We start from the raw sequence: 16,064 nt of genomic DNA on the forward strand, positions 1-16,064 counted from the left end.
GCCATGAGCTATGGGAACGGCACTGCCGGCGACGATCAGGTCATTCTGGGAACCACCCTGACGCCGTCGATTATCTATAACGCGCAAGCGGGCAACGACACCGTCATCGGCTCGGCCGGCTTCAACCTGATCCAGGGCGGCGCGGGTGACGACCACCTGGACGGCCGGGGCGGCGCCGACATCATCCTTGGCCAGGACGGCGCCGACGTGATCCGTGGCGGCTCGGGCATGGACATCGTCGACGGCGGCGCCGGCAACGACACCTTCGTGTTCCATGCCGGCGACCTCACCGGCTCGGCGCTGCTGCCCGACGTGATCCTGGGCTTCAAGGGCGCTGGCAACAGCGACGCCGGCGTGGAGCAGGACGTCCTGGTGCTGCACGGCTTCTCGGCCGGCTCCACCCTCGACTTCGTCGGCACGGTCGGCGGCGCGACGAACCAGCTCTACAAGGTCAACGATGCGGCCAATCCCTCGGCCAGCGGGTATGTCCTGATCAATACCGACAGCGCCGCGCACCTGACCGCGGACGACGTTCGCTTCGCGCCCAAGCCGACCGAAGCCGTGACCCTGACGTTCGAGGACATCGACCCCTCGTCCGAACCGGTCATTCTCGACGGCTATCATGGCTTCAACTTCAGCCTGCCCGGCGTGGAATTGAACGCCGTGAACAAGGACGACTTCCCCGTCTCGGGCTACGCTACGGCGATCGACGGCCAGATCGGCGCCTACAACCCCTTCGCCGCCGATCCGCTGGTCATCACCCGCGCCGACGGCTCGGACTTCATCTTCGACAAGGTCCAGATCGCTTCCGCCGCCGACGCCCAGCAGGTCGTGACCTTCAAGGGCTACATCGACGGTTTCGAGGTGGGCACGATCACGGCCACCATCACCTATGGCGTGCCGACCATCGTCGACGCCGACTGGGGCCTCATCGACACCCTGGTTATCGACCGCGTCTCCACGACCGGCGACTACAGCCCGTTCGACGACGTCAACGGCTCGCAGTTCGTGGTCGACAACTTCCAGTTCGTCGTCTCGGGCGACTTCCACTAGGCCCGGCTCGCCGTCGCCCGCCCAGGGCGACGGCGTACTCCCCATTCAAGCGCGCAAGCTGACCAGGCCGTGGCTCACGGCGATGGCGACAGCGTGGATCTTGTTGGCGGCCCGAAGCTTCTCGGTGACGTTCTTCAGGTGAAACTCGACGGTGCGGCCGGTGATGCCCAGAATGGTCGCGCTGTCGGCTACGGTACGCCCCACTGCCGCCAGCCTCAGGCACTCGATCTCCCTCACGGTCAGCGCCCCACCCGCGGTCGCTGCCGGGCGCATGCCGGCCAGGGCGGCCTGATGCAGGTCGGCCGCCGCCAGCATCAGCGCCCCGGCGGCGCTGGAAGCCAGCGCCCGGGCGAGGTCGAGATCCTGGCCGATGAGGGCCACAAGACCTGGCCCCGCGGCGTGATCCTGCACGGGAACCGACAGTCCCACATGGCGCCCGGTCAGGCCTGGCAGGCGCTCCTCGACGCTGGTCCAGGCGAACGGGCGATGGGCCGTAGCGGCCCGCCGCGCGACGCTGCCGCTGGCCAGGGCCGCACCGTACTGCCTCAGCGCGACCGGCGAGGAAGCGATCAGCCGCGACGGCGGTACGCGATCCTGGCCTTCCCCCACCGGCGCATGGCCCAGATGGAGATAGAGGCCGCTGTAGAAGCCGTGGCCTTGGGCCAGCTTCCGCAGCCGCTGATCCAGCCCCCCGGTTTCCCGCTCGCCGAGCACGGCGGCGCGAAAGCCCACCCCCTCTTCCACAGCGGGGACTCGATTCAACTCGAGGGCGGCTAGAGACATGGCGAGACCTCGCGAAGGGTCGTCGAAACGGCGCTCATCGGACGACGTCCTCGATGAGCTGAAAGGCGATCTGGAAATGCTCGGTCCACCCCGCGCCCTTCCAATCGGCAAGGCGCGCCTGCTGGGCGCGTCGGCGCGGGGAGTCGGGTTGGGCGTAATCCCGAAGGGCTCGCGCCCAGGCGGGGCCGTCCAGGGGATCGAGATAATCGGGCGCCGCACCGCCGACCTCGCGGTGTGCGGCGATGTCGCTGGCGATGACAGGCGTACCCAGTTGCAGCGCCTCGGCCACGGCCAGGCCGTAACCCTCGGCGAACGACGGACAGAGGACGGCCCGTGCGCCAGCCACCAGCGACCGCGTCGCCACGTCGCCCAATCCGCCGCGCTCGTCGACGACACGGCCGAGGACGGGACTGCGGTCGAGCAGATCGAGGATGTTCTCGTTCTCCCAGCCCCTCCGGCCGACGACGACGAGGTCGGGCGCAGCCTCCGCCCCTTCCTGCTCGACCCAGCGCCGCCAGATGTTGAGCAGCAGCAGATGGTTCTTGCGGGGTTCGATCGTACCCAGCACCACGAAATAGGGCTTTTCGCGCCGGCCGCGCCTTCCGGCCGGAGCAAGCGACGGCACACCCAGCGGAGCGATCCTCAGCATCGTCTGGCGACCGAGCCGGGCCAGGTGAGCGCTGGTGGCCGTCGCCGTCGCCTGGGAGTTGACCAGCACGCCGTCTGAGAGCTTGGCGAGGGTCTCCAGCTTGCGGCGAAACAGCGCCGCCCCGCCCTCGCGCACGAACTCGGGATGCTCCAGCGGGATCAGGTCATGGACGAAGGTGACCATCCGCGCGTGTTCGCGCTTCAGCGCCGCTTCGTAGGCGCGCAGTCGCTCCAGCCCTCGCGGCGACAGGTGCAGATAGGCCCGCGGCCGTCGCCCCGCCCCGCCGGGCGTCGGACGAATGTCGAGCATCGCCAGGAACGCCAGGCGCCCACGCCGCGCCCCGTCGCCGCCCTCGCCCAGCGCCCACATCTCCTGCGTGGCCTCCAGGTAGTCGCGAACGACAGCGGTCGGGAACCGCGCATAGCCTCCGCCGGGACGAAGCCCGCCGAACGCCAACCGTTCGGGGTCCCGCTCGATCAGGGCCTGGGCATAGGCCATCTCGACCCGGTCTATCCCCGTCGGCGTAGCCTGCCGCCACCGCGACAGCAGGCCGGAAATGTCCATGACCACTTCCGCCGGCCCAGGGGCGCGGGACGAAGCGCCGATCGGGGCGACGGCGGCCGATGGGGCTAAGACGCTCATTCCGCGGCCATCATGCAGGGCTCGGCCGGCAGGTCCGCGCCTGCCGCGGCCACATGCACGCCGCCGAGAATGCGGTCGGCGGCGCTCTCGACCAGCAGCGTACGGGTCTGGCTGGCGTAGAACCCGCCCCAGAGCAGGCACCGGGCGGCCAGCACGCGGCGGAAGGCCTCGTACAGTCGCAGGTCAGGACGCTCCGGCGTCCGCCAGAAGGTGTCGAGAGAGCCCTGATGCGTCAGCCCAGGGATGTCGTAGACCGCGCGGCCGAGGGTGACCACGGGCACGCCGGCCGCCAGAGCCAGGGCGCCGGTCGTGCTGTTGACCGTCACCACCCCGCGAGCGCCGCCGACCAGGGGGTCGATGTCGCCCGCCTCCAGGAAGAGGACCCTGCCCGCCACGCCCAGAGCGCGCGCGAAGTCCAGGGTGCGCCGGCGCCAGTCGCGCAGTCCGTTGTCCAGGGGGTGGCGCTTTACGGCCAGTTGAGCGTCCGGCGGCGCGTGGCGAGCGAACGAGACGATGACCTGCGCCAGGGCCGGCTGCATGCCTTCGAAGTCGGAATGCGTCCGCAGCTGATAGTCGGAGTCCAGTTGCAGCGGCAGCAGGAAATAGGACGGACCCGGCGCCGGGTCCCGTCGCCGGAGCAGTCGGCGCGCGACCGCCTGCCGCACCCAGCCCAGCGCCTCCAGCGCCGGCAGCCAGGGCCGATGCGTGCGATAGCCGGGATAGGCCGGAGCAGCGAGAAACGCCGCGAGATAGTAGGCGACCCCTGCTCTTCCGCGATGGCCGATAGCCGAAGGCAGGGTCGGCCTGTCCGGGCACGGGTCCAGGTGACGCACGGCCTGGAGATACCATTGCGGATCGGCAGGCAACGCCGAGAAGCCGTTGACACCGCCCCGTTCGAGCGTGACCCAGTCGGGACGGATATAGCCTTCCTCGAAGACGTGGACCGCCAGCCCCATGCCCCCGGCCACCGCGCGCGCGGCGCGATGGATCGGGCGGCAGTCGCCGAACAGAACCACGTCGGTCACGCCGCGCGCGATCAGGAGCCGGGCCAGAAACCCAGGCCAGCCGCCGGCTCCACCACGGTAGTCGACCGCCCTCCCCCGCCAGTCCAGTCGATCGCCGCCGTTGAAGTTGACGCGATGAACGCCGTGACCGCGAGCTCGCAGTCCCAGGGCCAGATCATGGAAGAAACGCCCAGGCGGCCCTTGCAGGAAGAGGATCTCCCGGCGCTCGACGCGCCCTTCCCCGCAGCCGGTCACGCTCACGGCCGACACGCCGACGCCCCGTCGACCGCTCTCGCCTCGGCCGGCGCCACCACCAATGGCTCGACGCCCTCGAACAGCCGACCGACGGCGGCCGCCACGGCCGTTCGGGCTCGCTGCAAAGCCGCCCCATCGGCTACGTCGCGCGTCGAGCCGACCTCGGGAGAGCGGCCGGTGTTACGGCGATAGATCTGATGGAAGCGTCCGAAATATCCGAAGCCGCATACCTGGGCGACGGCCCGGGGACTGAGCGCCGGATCGGAGGCTAGCGTCAGGTCGACCAGTTCGACGCGCAGCTTCAGGAGCGCGCGATAGATCGACTCGCCGTGAACCCTCGCGAAGGCGGTCCGCAGGGCCTCCGTCGAGACGCCCAGCGCCTCGGCCAGCACCTCGTCGACCAGCCGGCGCGGCAGGGCGGCGGCGACGCCGTACTCGGCCCGCCGCACCAGATCCCTGGCGGCGGATGCGGTATTGAACAGTGACGTCGACGACGTTCCGGTGCGACCTGCCGGCGGAACCGGACTTTGGACTTCTTCGTACGCCATCGCTTCTACCACCCGAACGGACAGGCGCGCCTCACAGAGGGTGGATAGCGGCCAGCCCCCGCAGCCCCGCCAGCCAAGCCCCGTGCGTGGCCAGCGCAGCTGGTCAGCACACGGATGACAATGCATGGCGGAGCGAAGGTCTGGCGCATTCCCCCCTCGCGCGTTCCTCGAGTTCTAAGACAAAGACGACCGGCGCCGGGCGACACGGCGTTTTGTTAAATTTTTGCGTCAACCTCCAACCTGGATCACACCGGTAACACTGACGCGCTTACTTGCGCACGTCTTGGCGCGATGCTGCGAAAACGCCCCGCCCACACCGTCGACCTACATGAAAGGTTCACGAACTTCCGTGTCGCCCGGTCGCCCTCCCACCTGTCTTCAGGGGGAACGGCGACGGGATCAGGTCGCCGAGGAGAACTCGACGCCATGGCCAGTGGGGAAACATCCGCTCAGCCGACCAGTCGCGACCAGGGAGCCCCCCGTTGATCCCCGCTCGCGCCCTGTCGACGCCCGAGACGCCGCTCGATCCGCAATCGGCCTTTCGCGCGGCCCTGGTCCAGGCGGCCGAAGCCTGCGGCTTCGCTCACGCGGCCTATATGCATCTGGGCTACCAGCTGACACGCGCGAGCCAGGAACAGGCCACCCCGCAGGACGACCACACCGCGACCAAGACGCCGAGCATGCTGGTTTCCAGCGGCGGCCTCGACGAGGCGCTCTATCGCAAGCGCGGCTATCTGGCCTTCGACCTCCTGGCCGAGCGGGCCGCCACGGCCTTCACCCCGTTCTGCTGGAGCCTGGCCGACCTCGCCGCCCCGAGCGCCAGGCCGCTGGCGCGGGCGCTCGACGCGTGGGGCGTCAGGGCGGGCGTAATCGCGCCGATCCAGGACTCGATCGCCGGCCCGGCCTTCGTGAACTTCTTCGGCTCCGGGCCATTCGAGCCGTTGCTGGCCGACCGCGAAATCCGTGACGGCCAGATCCTTCTGGCGGCTGCGCGCCTGCATGCGGCGGCGCGGACGACCCTGCCGCCCTCCAGCCCGGCCGAGGGCGAGTTGAATGCGCGGGAGATACACGTACTGCGCCTCGCGGCCCAGGGCCTCACCGAGATGGAAACAGCCACCGAGCTGCGCCTCAGCCGGCGCGGCGTACAGTTCCATCTGTCTCGGGCGGGGGCCAAGCTCGCTACTCCCAACAAGACCGCAGCCGTCGCACGCGCGATCACCCTAGGACTGATACGATCGCAGTAGACAGCATCACTCAGGATCAATTCTAACAAGAACAGTCGACGCCATAACTATATTTGAACCAAGCGTCACACCACTTACACAATGTATTATTGAACAAATTGAGCTCAAGTAATTGACTCAAAATTGCCGCTCAATATAGAAACGAGAGGCAACCACAACCGCCGCGAGTTTAAATAAACTTCGGACAGTGGAAGCCCACAGACCAGATCTAGCAAATAACTAAAGTTGAAAGCCTATTCTTCGTCAAACAATGGACGGAGCGAGGCGTCGCGAGCCTGCGGGCTCATTTCAGACAGACAAAGGATCGCACCCATGTCTATCAAACTGCACGCCATGATGGGCGTCAGCACCCTGGCCGCCATCGCGGCCTTCGGTGGCGTGGCCCAGGCCCAGATCAACGGCGGCGGCTCGTCGCTGGTCGCCCCCTATCACCGTCAGGTCGCCGACTGCTACGGCGTCGACCGCCCGCTCTACGCCCGCGGCACCCCGCCGACGCCGATCAACACCAGCGCGCCCTACACCCCCTACATCCAACCCTTCGCCGGCTGCCCGACCGCCCTGTCGACCAGCAACACCGTCGAGTACATCTCGACCGGTTCGGGCACCGGCATCGCCGCCGTGTACAGCCACGACCCCCTGCGCTACGGCGACGTCGACCCGGCCGCTGGCACGCAGAACTATCCGTCGGTCCAATACGGCCTGTCGGAAACCGCGCTGTCGAACGCCGACGTCACCACCTACAACAGCGGCGGCGTCATCCAGGGCGTCACCCTGACGGCCAGCCCCTCGGGCGCCAACCAGTACCCGATCCCCGAGCCGCTCTACGGCAAGCTGGTCCAGTTCCCGGTCGCCGTGGCCCCGGTCGCCCTGGCCTATGACCCGGTCTACAAGAAAGTCGCCGACGCCAGCGGCGCCGTCACCTCCTACCGCTTCGCCGTCAACGCGGCCTTCGCTCGCGCCAACGGCGGCCTGCGCCTCAGCCAGGCCACCTACTGCAAGATCCTGAACGGCCAGATCACCGACTGGAACGACGCGGCCATCACCGCCGACAACGGCGGCGTGTCGCTGAAGGATCCGGCCGATCCGGCCTCGTTCAGCGTTCCGATCGAACTGGTCGGTCGTTCGGACAGCTCGGGCACCACCCAGGTGACCACCCGCCACCTCGCGGCCGCCTGCGGTTCGCTGGCCGGCAACGCCTTCACCGCCGCCGCCGGCACCTCCACCCTGCCGCCCGCCCTCATCGGCAACGCGGTCGGCGGCGCGCCGATCTCGGGCAAGTTCACCGTCGCCAGCGGCACCAACGGTTCGGCCGCCTATCTGGGCTTCACGGCCACGCCGGCCGCCAGCAGCAGCCTGACCCAAGGCCGCCTGGGTTATCTGGGCGCGGACTACACCCTGCCGAACTCGGCCAACAACAGCCTGCCCTACGCGCTGTTCACCGCCGACCTGCAGAACGGCGCCGGCGCCTATCGCGCCCCGACCGCCGCCAACGCGACCACCGCGTTCGGCGCTAACCGCCCGCCGGAAACCGCTACGGGCGCTTCGGGCGACTATGATCCGACCGTGACCGCCTGGGGCGTCCGCTCCAACCCGGCCGACTGGACCCGCGTCGGCAACCTCGCCAACCCGACCCCGGCCCAGGCCTACCCGATCGTCGCCACGGTCAACTGGATCGGCTACACCTGCTACGCCGCCGGCAACGTCGACGTGGTTCGCACCGCCTCGGCTGGCGGCCCGGTCGGCTACCTGAACTACTGGTTCGACGATGCGATCGTCGACACCAGCAGCCCCAACATCCTGGCCAACGCCGGCCTGGCCGGCCTGCCGCCCGCCTGGCAAGCCGCGATCAAGAACACCTTCCTGACGCCGACGACCACGGGCGCCAACCCGACCGCCCCGCTGAACCTGGGCATCGCGACCGCCGGCACCGGCCTGACCGGCACCAGCGGCGTGACCAACTCGACCTGCAGCAGCAAGGTCGGCGCCTAATCTTTTCAGGCATCACCGCAACTGGGGGTCTCGGCGAAAGCCGAGGCCCCTTTTTGCAGCGCCAGATGTGTTTAGTCACAGCGACACGCCTAGGTCGCCCGCCTACCGTCGCGCCAACCCGTCGATCGCGCCCCGAACCGGCGCCGAGCCAAGACAAGATCAAAGGAGAGCGCGATGCCCGCCTTCAACCCCGGCGTCCTGGAAAGCCTGGTCGGCGTCACCTTCGCGGCAGGGAGCCGCCTCACCTTCAGCGCGCCGACTTCGGCCAACGCCGCGGCCGGCACCCTCACCATCTCCGACGGCAGCACGCTGACCAACTCCAGCGCGACGGGCGAGACAGTAACGGCCGTCAACAGTTCCTACACCGCAGGCTTCAGCGCCTACGATCCCTCCCAGTACGCCTATATCTATTACTTCCCAAGTTTTGGCACGATCAACTTCGGCGGAACGCAATACTATATCTTCGGCGCCACGGAGAACGGACTCGTACTTTCCCTGAACCCGTTCTTGATCCAGAATCCCGACGGCACGCTGTCGGAACCGATCACCATCCTCAGCAATACCCCCAACCCGACCTACCCCCTCAACTTCGACAACGACGCCAGCGCCTATGCCGCACCGGTGTGCTTCGTGGAAGGAACCCGCCTGCTGACCACGCGAGGTCCGGTGGCGGTCGAGAATCTGGTCGAGGGCGACGAGATGGTCACCGCCGGCGGCGGCGTGCGTCCGGCGATCTGGATCGGCAGCCGTCAGGTGCGCTGCGACCGCCACCCGCGTCCAGCCGAGGTGCAGCCCATCCTGGTACGGGCCGGAGCCTTCGGCGAGGGCCTGCCCTCGGCCGACCTGCGGCTTTCACCGGGCCACTCGGTCCACGTCGATGGCGCGCTGACGCCGGTGGGCCTGCTGGTCAACGGGGCCACGATCGTCCAGGAGGCGGTCGAACTGGTGCGCTACTTCCACGTCGAGCTGGACGCCCACGACATCCTGCTGGCCGAAGACCTGCCCTGCGAGAGCTACCTCGACGACGGCAACCGCCAGGTGTTCGGCAACGCCCCGGGGCATCTGGCTCTCTATGGTCGCCTCGACCCCCAGGACTGGGACAAGGCCTGCGCGCCGGTGCTGCGCGAGGGCCCGAAGTTCGAAGCGCTGCGCGCCGACCTGAGGAGCCGAGCCCTGGCCTTGGGCTGGACCTTCAATCGCGACGCCCAGGTCAGCCTCGAAGCCGACGGCGTCTCGCTGGCCCCGGTGTTCTCCAGCGACGACCGCTTCTGGTTCCTGGCGCCGCCCGCCCAGCGGCTCGTGCTGCGCAGCCCGGCCACCGTCCCAGCCCTCGCCGCTCCGGAGTATCGGGACCGCCGCCTGCTGGGCGTGGCCGTCAGCGAACTGCGCATCGGCGGCGCGACGGTGGACCTGGCGTCCGAAGCGCTGAACTGCGGCTTCCATGCCCTGGAAGTCTTCGAGGCCGAGGGCCGCCGCCAGGCCTGGCGCTGGACCGACGGCGCCGCTGAACTTCCCCCGCTCCAGGCCCAGACCATGATCGAGGTCACGGTGGCGATGGTTTCTCCCCGTTGGGTCGCGCCCGACCAGGCGCTCAATCAGGCAAGCCCTTTAGCACCCCGCCTGCGCCTGGTCGAAGCGGGCTGATCCGACCCCGGCCGTCGCTCCAGGGCGGCGGCCGGGCGCATCCGATCCGCAACTTCCCCCTCCTGCCGGCCCCGAACATGGGGTCCGCGCGTTTTCGAGGACGCACCCGATGGCGCTCCTTCCGCCCGCGCCTCTGGTCGCCGCTCTGAGGGCTTGCCGCCCTCACCTGCTGGCCGCCGGCGCGTTCAGCGCCCTGATCAACATCCTCTTCCTGGCGCCCACCCTCTACATGATGCAGGTCTACGACCGCGTCGTGCCGACCGAAGGGCGGCTGACCCTGCTTTACCTGACCCTGGTCGTCGCCTTCGCCCTGGCCGTACTGGCGATCCTTGATGCGGTCCGCTCGCGATTGCTGGTGCTCGCCAGCCTGCGCCTGGACCGACTGATGGCCGGCGGCGTACTGCAAAGACTGATGAGCGCCGCCATCCCGGGCGCTTCGCAGCAGGGCATGCGCGACTTCGACCTGGTTCGCCAGACCTTGTCCGGCCCCGCCGCCCTGGCCCTATTCGACGTTCCCTGGGCGCCGGTCTATGTGCTGGCCGCTTTCCTGATCCACCCGGCGCTGGGCGCGATGACGATCGTGGGGGCCGGACTGCTTATCGGCCTGGCGGCTCTGAACGAACGGTCCACCCGGGCCCGCACGCGCGAGGCCTTCGGCGCCCAGGCCAAGGCCTACGCCTCGCAGGAAGCCGCCGCCGCCAACGGCGAGGTCGTGCGGTCGCTGGGCATGCGCGGCGCCCTGTGCGAGCGACAACTGGCCGACCGCCGCCTGGGCCTGGACCTCTCGGCCAGGGCGCAGTTCGTCGGAGGCGGCTATGCTGCGCTGACCAAGTTCGTCCGCGTGTTCCTGCAATCGGCCGCCCTGGGGCTGGGCGCCTGGCTGGCGGTCGAGAGGCAGATCTCGGCCGGAGCGATCATCGCCGCCTCGGTGCTGATGAGCCGCGCCCTGCAGCCGATCGAGCAATTGGTCGGTTCCTGGAGCGTGGTCGGCCAGGCCCGCGTCGGGCTGAACAACCTGATCAAGCTGTTCGCGTCCTCCCCCGAGATGGCGTCGGCCGCCACCCAGCTGCCGCCCCCGAAGGGCGTGCTGACCCTGGAGCAGATAGTCGTACGCGCGCCGGACGAGGGCCCGATCCTGCTGCGCAGCCTCTCCCTGCGCCTGGAGCCGGGGGAAATACTCGGCGTCATAGGCCCCAGCGGCGCCGGCAAGACCACCCTTGCGCGCGTGGCGGCCGCCGCGATCACGCCCGACGCCGGCACGGTGCGGCTGGACGGCGCCAGCCTGGCCGACTGGGACGGCGATCGCCTGGGTCGTCACATCGGCTATGTGCCGCAGGATTCCGGCCTGCTGGCCGGATCGATCAAGGACAACATCTCGCGCTTCGCCCTGTGGAGCGGGGCCGACCCAGTGACTGTCGACGCCCAAGTCGTTGCCGCCGCCCAGGCGGCAGGCGTGCACGATCTCATCCTCCGCTTGCCCAAGGGCTACGACACCGTGCTGGCCGTCGGCGGGCGCGGACTCTCGGCGGGCCAGGCTCAGCGCGTGGCCTTGGCGCGCGCTCTCTATGGCGAGCCGTCGCTGCTGGTGCTGGACGAGCCGAACTCGGCCCTCGACGCCGAAGGAGAAGCAGCGCTGAACCACGCCCTGCTGGCCGCCAAGGCCCGCAACGCGGCGATCCTGATCGTTGCCCACCGGACCGGCATCCTCAACATCGCCGATCGCCTGCTGGTGCTGCGCGACGGCCAGCTCGACATGCTCGGCCCGCGGGCCGACGTCATCGCCCGGATCACCCCGCCAGCCAAGGGCGTCACCCCGACCAGCGGCGCGGTCGCCGGCAAGCCCGCCTCCTCTACGGTCGCGCTGCAGGCTACGCCATGATCCGCTCTCCACTCCCCTCTCCGGCGCAGACCTCACGCAAGCCCGTCAGCGAGGAGGCTCCGCCCCGACTCTCCGACGATCCGGCCTGGGCCATCCGCGCCGGGGCCGGCGTGGCCTGCCTGTTCTTCGCCGGCTTTCTGGGTTGGGCGGCGCTGGCGCCGCTGGACGCCGGCGCCTATGCCCAAGGGGTGATCGCGGTCGCTGGCAATCGCCAGGCGGTCCAGACCCGGGAGGGCGGGGTCGTCACCGCCATTCGGGTGGTCGAAGGCCAGCAGGTGCTCAAGGGCCAGGTGCTGGTCGAGTTGTCCGCCTCGGAACTGCGCGCCAGCGAACGAGGCATGACCGGCGAGGTCCTGACGCTGCTGGCCCAGCGCGCGCGCCTGATCGCCGAACGCGATCGCCTGTCCGGCGTGGTCGCCCCGCCGGAGTTCGCCGCCCTGCCCCCCGAGGACAGGCCCTTGGCCGAAGACGCCCTGCGCCTGCAACGCCAGCAGTTCCAGGCCCGACGAGGGTCCCTGCAGACCCAGCGCGGCGTGCTGGACCAGCGGGTGCTCCAGTTGGACCAACAGACCAGAGGCGCCGAGCGCCAGCTGGAAGCCAACCGCGAGCAACAGAGGTTGATCGAGGAGGAACTGCGAGGCGTGCAGGAACTGGCGGTCAGGGGCTACGCCCCAAAGACCCGGGTCCTGGCCCTGCAACGCAGCGCCGCCGCGCTTATCGGCGAGGATGGGAACTATCGCGCCCAGATTGCTCGCTCCGGCGAGGCCATCGGCGAGGCCCGCCTTCAGGCTCTGTCCCTGGAGCGCGAGATGATGGAAGAGGTCTCCGGTCAACTGCGCGACGTCCAGGTGCGACTCGACGACCTTCAGCCCAAGGTGCTGGCCGCCCGCGAACAGCTGGCGCAGGCCACGGTCCGCGCCACGTCCAGCGGCAAGGTGGTGGGGCTGAGCCTATTCACCGTCGGTGGGGTGGCCGCCCCAGGCCAGACCCTGATGGAGATCGTGCCCCAGGATCGCCGTCTGGTCATCCAGGCGAAGATCTCGCCCAACGACGCCGACGACCTGAGACCCGGACAGAAGACCCAGATCCGCTTCACCTCACTGCACGAGCGCGACCTGCCCCTGCTGAACGGCGCCCTGACCGAGCTGTCGGCCGACAGCTTTACCGACGAAAAGACCGGCGCCTCGTTCTTTCGGGCAGAGGTCGCTGCCCCGCCGCAGGAACTGGACAAGATCAGCAAGCTGCGCGGCGGGCGTTCGGGCCTCCAGGCCGGCCTCCCGGTCGAGGTGCTGATCCCGCTGCGCAAGCGAACGGCCCTCACCTACCTCGTCGAGCCGCTGTCGCAGACCTTCTGGCGTACGGGACGCGAGCACTGACGAACGGCGCGGCCTCACCACTGTGCTTAGGCTCATTGCCGCCTCGGCGATCGCTCGTCACGAAACGCTGCGCCCTCATCGGTCACAGGAAACTCCGCCATGTCGCTGCTGGAAGCCGATCGCCCGCAAGCGGGCGCAGTACGCTCGACGTCGGCCTGCCACTGCGGCTCGGGCCTGGAAGGGCGGCTTTGCTGCTCGCTCGATCCGGCCAAGGCCGCACGCACCTCTATGGATCCCGAGTTCGGCGCGCTCCTTGCCCAAATGGCGCAGGCCTATGACGACGGGGAGCTGACCCTGGCCGAGCATTTCGCCCATGCCGCCCTGCGCCTGGCGCCGGGGCATCGCGACGCGCTCGGCGGTCTCTACAACGTCTGCAAGGACACCGGCCGGATCAAGGCCGCCGAGACCCTGGTCCGGCGGATGGCGACCCTGCACCCCGACGACGCCATGACGAGGGCCAACGCCGCCCTGTTCTTCCACGCCCAAGGCGCAATGCACGAGGCCGCGCCGCATGCCCGCGTGCTGCTGCGCCTGGCGCCGGACGCCCATCCGGCCCAGGCGACCATGGGACTCGTCTTTGGCGGCCTCAGCCAGCCGGTGAACGCCGAGCACCACCTGCGACGCTCCCTCGAACTGGGTGGTCCGGCGGATCTGGAAACACTGGGCGCCCTGGCCAGCGCCGTTCGCGCACAGGGACGTTTCGAGGAAGCTCGTGAGCTTTACGCCCAAGCGCTCGAGGTGGCCGGCTCCGAGGCTGGCGAAGTTCTGATCGCCTGGGCCGACATGGAGGAAGCCGCCGCTCGATTGGACGCCGCCGACGCCCTACTGGCGCGCGCCGCCGCCATCGCGCCCGACGACGGACGCATAGCGGTGGGCCGGGCGACCGTGCTGCGGCGGCGCAAGGACTTCACCGGCGCCCTGGCCGTTCTCGAGCGGATTCCGTCCGGCGCCGGTCAACGTCCCTTCGAGGCGCTGGCCCATAAGGAGCGCGGCCAGAACCTCGACGCGTTGGGTCGCCACGACGAGGCCTTCGCCGCATTCGCCGCATTCAAGCAACGCATCGGCGAGGTGACCGGACACGCCTACGCCGCCGATGCCGCCGGCCATCAGGCTTCCGCCCTGAAGGCGTTCTTCACCGTCGGCCGAACGCCCCTGCTGCCGCGCGCCTCCGTACGCCCCGACGGCCCCCAGCCCATCTTCGTGGTCGGCTTTCCAAGGTCGGGGACGACGCTCGTCGAACAGACCCTGGCCACCCATGCCGCTATCTCGGCCGGCGATGAATTACCGATCGTCGCCCAGCTCACCGAACGCTTGGGCGGCCTTCTGAGCAGCCAGGGCGCGTATCCCCAAGCGCTCAGCGAACTCTGGACCGGCGATCGCGCAGGCATGATCGACACCTTGCGCGACCACTATCTGAACGAGGCCGCGCGCCTGGGCGCGGTCAGGCCCGACGCGCGCTGGTTTACCGACAAGATGCCGCTGAACGAGACGCATCTGGGCCTCATCCACCTGCTCTTCCCGCGATCACCGATCATCCACCTGGTGCGTCATCCTATGGACGTCGTGCTGTCGGTGTTCTCCAACGGCCTGAGCCACGGCTTCCACTGCGCCTCCAGCCTCGACAGCGCGGCCCGGCACTTCGCCTTGACGGCCGACCTAGTCGAGCACTACCGCGCGGTGCTGCCGATGCGTTACCTGGCGGTGCGCTACGAAGACATCGTCTCCAACCAGGAAAACGAGGTACGCCGGCTGTTCGACTTCATCGACGAGCCCTACGATCCGGGCAGCCTGGCCTTCCACGAGAACCGCCGCCCCGCCCGAACCGCCAGCTACGCCCAGGTCACCGAGAAGCTGTACGACCGTTCGCGCTTCCGCTTCCGGAACTACCGGCGCCACCTCGCGCAGGTGGAGCCGATCCTGCGGCCGTGGATCGAACGCCTGGGCTACGGCCAGGTGTCGTGAGCCGGCGCTAGGACAGCAGGCACGGCCCGGCATCGGCGGCCTCGCATGCAGCCAGAAGCCGTGCGACCGCCTGCTTGCGGGCGTCGAAGGCCAGCCGTCGCTGGAGATCTGAGGCCGGAACTGAGGGTCCGGCCTGCGCCGGATCGACGGCGACGCCCCGCAACCGCACTTCATAGTGAAGATGGGGACCCGTGACCTGGCCGCTGGCGCCGGTCCAGCCGATCACCTGCCCCTGGGAAACCAGAGCGCCCGGGGCGGCGCCGGAAGCCATGCCGGACAGGTGAGCATACAGCGTCTCAGCGCCCCCCGCATGGCGTACGACCAGGCGCCGGCCATAGCCTCCGGCCCAGCCGGCCGCCACGACCGTCCCATCGCCCGCCGCCAGCACCGGCGTACCGGGGGCGGCGCTGAAATCGACGCCCCCATGCATGCGCCCATATCCCAACAGCGGATGCAGGCGCGGCCCGAACCCCGAGGTGATCCTGGCGATCCGCAGCGGCGTACGCAGCAGGAAGCGGTCTAGGGGGACCCCGCTTTCGTCCAGATAGGCCTGCGAGCCCCGCCCTTCGCCGTCCTCGCGATAGAGCCGAACCCGCGCCGAGGCGCCGTCGAGTTCGGCATAGTCGAGCTCGACCGCCTCGCCCGAACGCTGGCGGACCAGCAGCCGCACTCGGTCGCCCAGAGCGATATCACGTGTCACGTCCAGCCGATGAGCGAAGAGGTCCAGCGCCTTGGCGACAGCCGCCCTGCGGGACGGGTCGGATTCCGGTGCGCCGTAGAGCACCTCCTCAACCGGCCCCTCAAGCAACCGCGTCTGGGCGGCGGGACTGGAGGGCGCGTCACCGAGCAGCACCGGCAGCGGGGCGTTGTCGCGAACGGCCAAGGCCGTCGCCTCGGCCCCGGTGCGCGGCGCCCCTGCGACGACGCGCACCGCACCGCCGGTCGGCGGGGCGACGTTGGCGGTCGAGGCGGCCGCCAGCAAGATCATGCCCAGCGATAGGGCCGTGACCGCAAGCCGACCGCCGCGATGCATCTG

At 69.4% G+C, this 16,064-nt stretch carries 12 protein-coding genes; 7 read left to right on the forward strand and 5 right to left on the reverse strand.

From position 1 onward, the window contains the following. Positions 1-3: 3 nt before the first annotated feature. Positions 4-1,053, forward strand: coding sequence for a calcium-binding protein (locus tag P7A99_RS00660; protein ID WP_277792028.1), 1,050 nt, complete (start codon positions 4-6; stop codon positions 1,051-1,053). Positions 1,054-1,098: 45 nt separating this feature from the next. On the opposite strand, the gene P7A99_RS00665 is transcribed toward P7A99_RS00660, so the two are convergent. The 4 genes from P7A99_RS00665 to P7A99_RS00680 form a co-directional block, all read right to left on the reverse strand. Beyond that, positions 1,099-1,815, reverse strand: a complete 717-nt coding sequence (locus tag P7A99_RS00665; protein WP_277792029.1) for a helix-turn-helix transcriptional regulator — start codon at positions 1,813-1,815, stop codon at positions 1,099-1,101. 55 nt (positions 1,816-1,870) lie between these two features. Then, positions 1,871-3,049, reverse strand: coding sequence for a glycosyltransferase family 4 protein (locus P7A99_RS00670; protein WP_277792030.1), 1,179 nt, complete (start codon positions 3,047-3,049; stop codon positions 1,871-1,873). Positions 3,050-3,123: 74 nt separating this feature from the next. Beyond that, positions 3,124-4,401, reverse strand: a complete 1,278-nt coding sequence (locus P7A99_RS00675; protein ID WP_277792031.1) for a capsule biosynthesis protein — start codon at positions 4,399-4,401, stop codon at positions 3,124-3,126. After that, positions 4,389-4,934 carry a helix-turn-helix domain-containing protein gene (locus P7A99_RS00680; RefSeq protein WP_277792032.1) on the reverse strand — a complete coding sequence of 182 codons (546 nt, stop codon included), beginning with the start codon at positions 4,932-4,934 and terminating at the stop codon, positions 4,389-4,391. Before P7A99_RS00680 ends, P7A99_RS00675 begins: the two co-directional genes overlap by 13 nt. Positions 4,935-5,416: 482 nt before the next feature. On the opposite strand from P7A99_RS00680, the gene P7A99_RS00685 reads away from it, so the two are divergent. The 6 genes from P7A99_RS00685 to P7A99_RS00710 all read left to right on the forward strand — a co-directional run bounded on the left by P7A99_RS00685 (position 5,417) and on the right by P7A99_RS00710 (position 15,028). Continuing rightward, positions 5,417-6,178 carry a helix-turn-helix transcriptional regulator gene (locus P7A99_RS00685; protein WP_277792033.1) on the forward strand — a complete coding sequence of 254 codons (762 nt, stop codon included), beginning with the start codon at positions 5,417-5,419 and terminating at the stop codon, positions 6,176-6,178. A gap of 312 nt (positions 6,179-6,490) precedes the next feature. Further along, positions 6,491-8,167, forward strand: a complete 1,677-nt coding sequence (locus tag P7A99_RS00690) for a substrate-binding domain-containing protein (protein WP_277792034.1) — start codon at positions 6,491-6,493, stop codon at positions 8,165-8,167. Between the two features lie 174 nt (positions 8,168-8,341). Further along, on the forward strand, positions 8,342-9,811 hold the full coding sequence (locus P7A99_RS00695; RefSeq protein ID WP_277792035.1) for a Hint domain-containing protein: 1,470 nt from the start codon (positions 8,342-8,344) through the stop codon (positions 9,809-9,811). Positions 9,812-9,920: 109 nt separating this feature from the next. Beyond that, the gene (locus P7A99_RS00700; RefSeq protein WP_277792036.1) at positions 9,921-11,690 is read left to right on the forward strand and encodes a type I secretion system permease/ATPase; all 1,770 of its coding nucleotides are present in this window, start codon (positions 9,921-9,923) and stop codon (positions 11,688-11,690) included. Further along, positions 11,687-13,066 (forward strand): HlyD family type I secretion periplasmic adaptor subunit, encoded by a 1,380-nt coding sequence (locus P7A99_RS00705; RefSeq protein WP_277792037.1) that lies wholly within the window; start codon positions 11,687-11,689, stop codon positions 13,064-13,066. Before P7A99_RS00700 ends, P7A99_RS00705 begins: the two co-directional genes overlap by 4 nt. A gap of 99 nt (positions 13,067-13,165) precedes the next feature. Next, the gene (locus P7A99_RS00710) at positions 13,166-15,028 is read left to right on the forward strand and encodes a tetratricopeptide repeat-containing sulfotransferase family protein (RefSeq protein WP_277792038.1); all 1,863 of its coding nucleotides are present in this window, start codon (positions 13,166-13,168) and stop codon (positions 15,026-15,028) included. Positions 15,029-15,035: 7 nt separating this feature from the next. Here the strand turns inward: P7A99_RS00710 and P7A99_RS00715 are convergent, their stop codons facing one another. Further along, positions 15,036-16,061 (reverse strand): M23 family metallopeptidase, encoded by a 1,026-nt coding sequence (locus tag P7A99_RS00715; protein WP_277792039.1) that lies wholly within the window; start codon positions 16,059-16,061, stop codon positions 15,036-15,038. Positions 16,062-16,064: the final 3 nt, after the last annotated feature.

Origin of the sequence: Caulobacter endophyticus (genome assembly GCF_029543245.1) — a bacterium.
GTDB classification, from domain to species: domain Bacteria; phylum Pseudomonadota; class Alphaproteobacteria; order Caulobacterales; family Caulobacteraceae; genus Caulobacter; species Caulobacter endophyticus_A.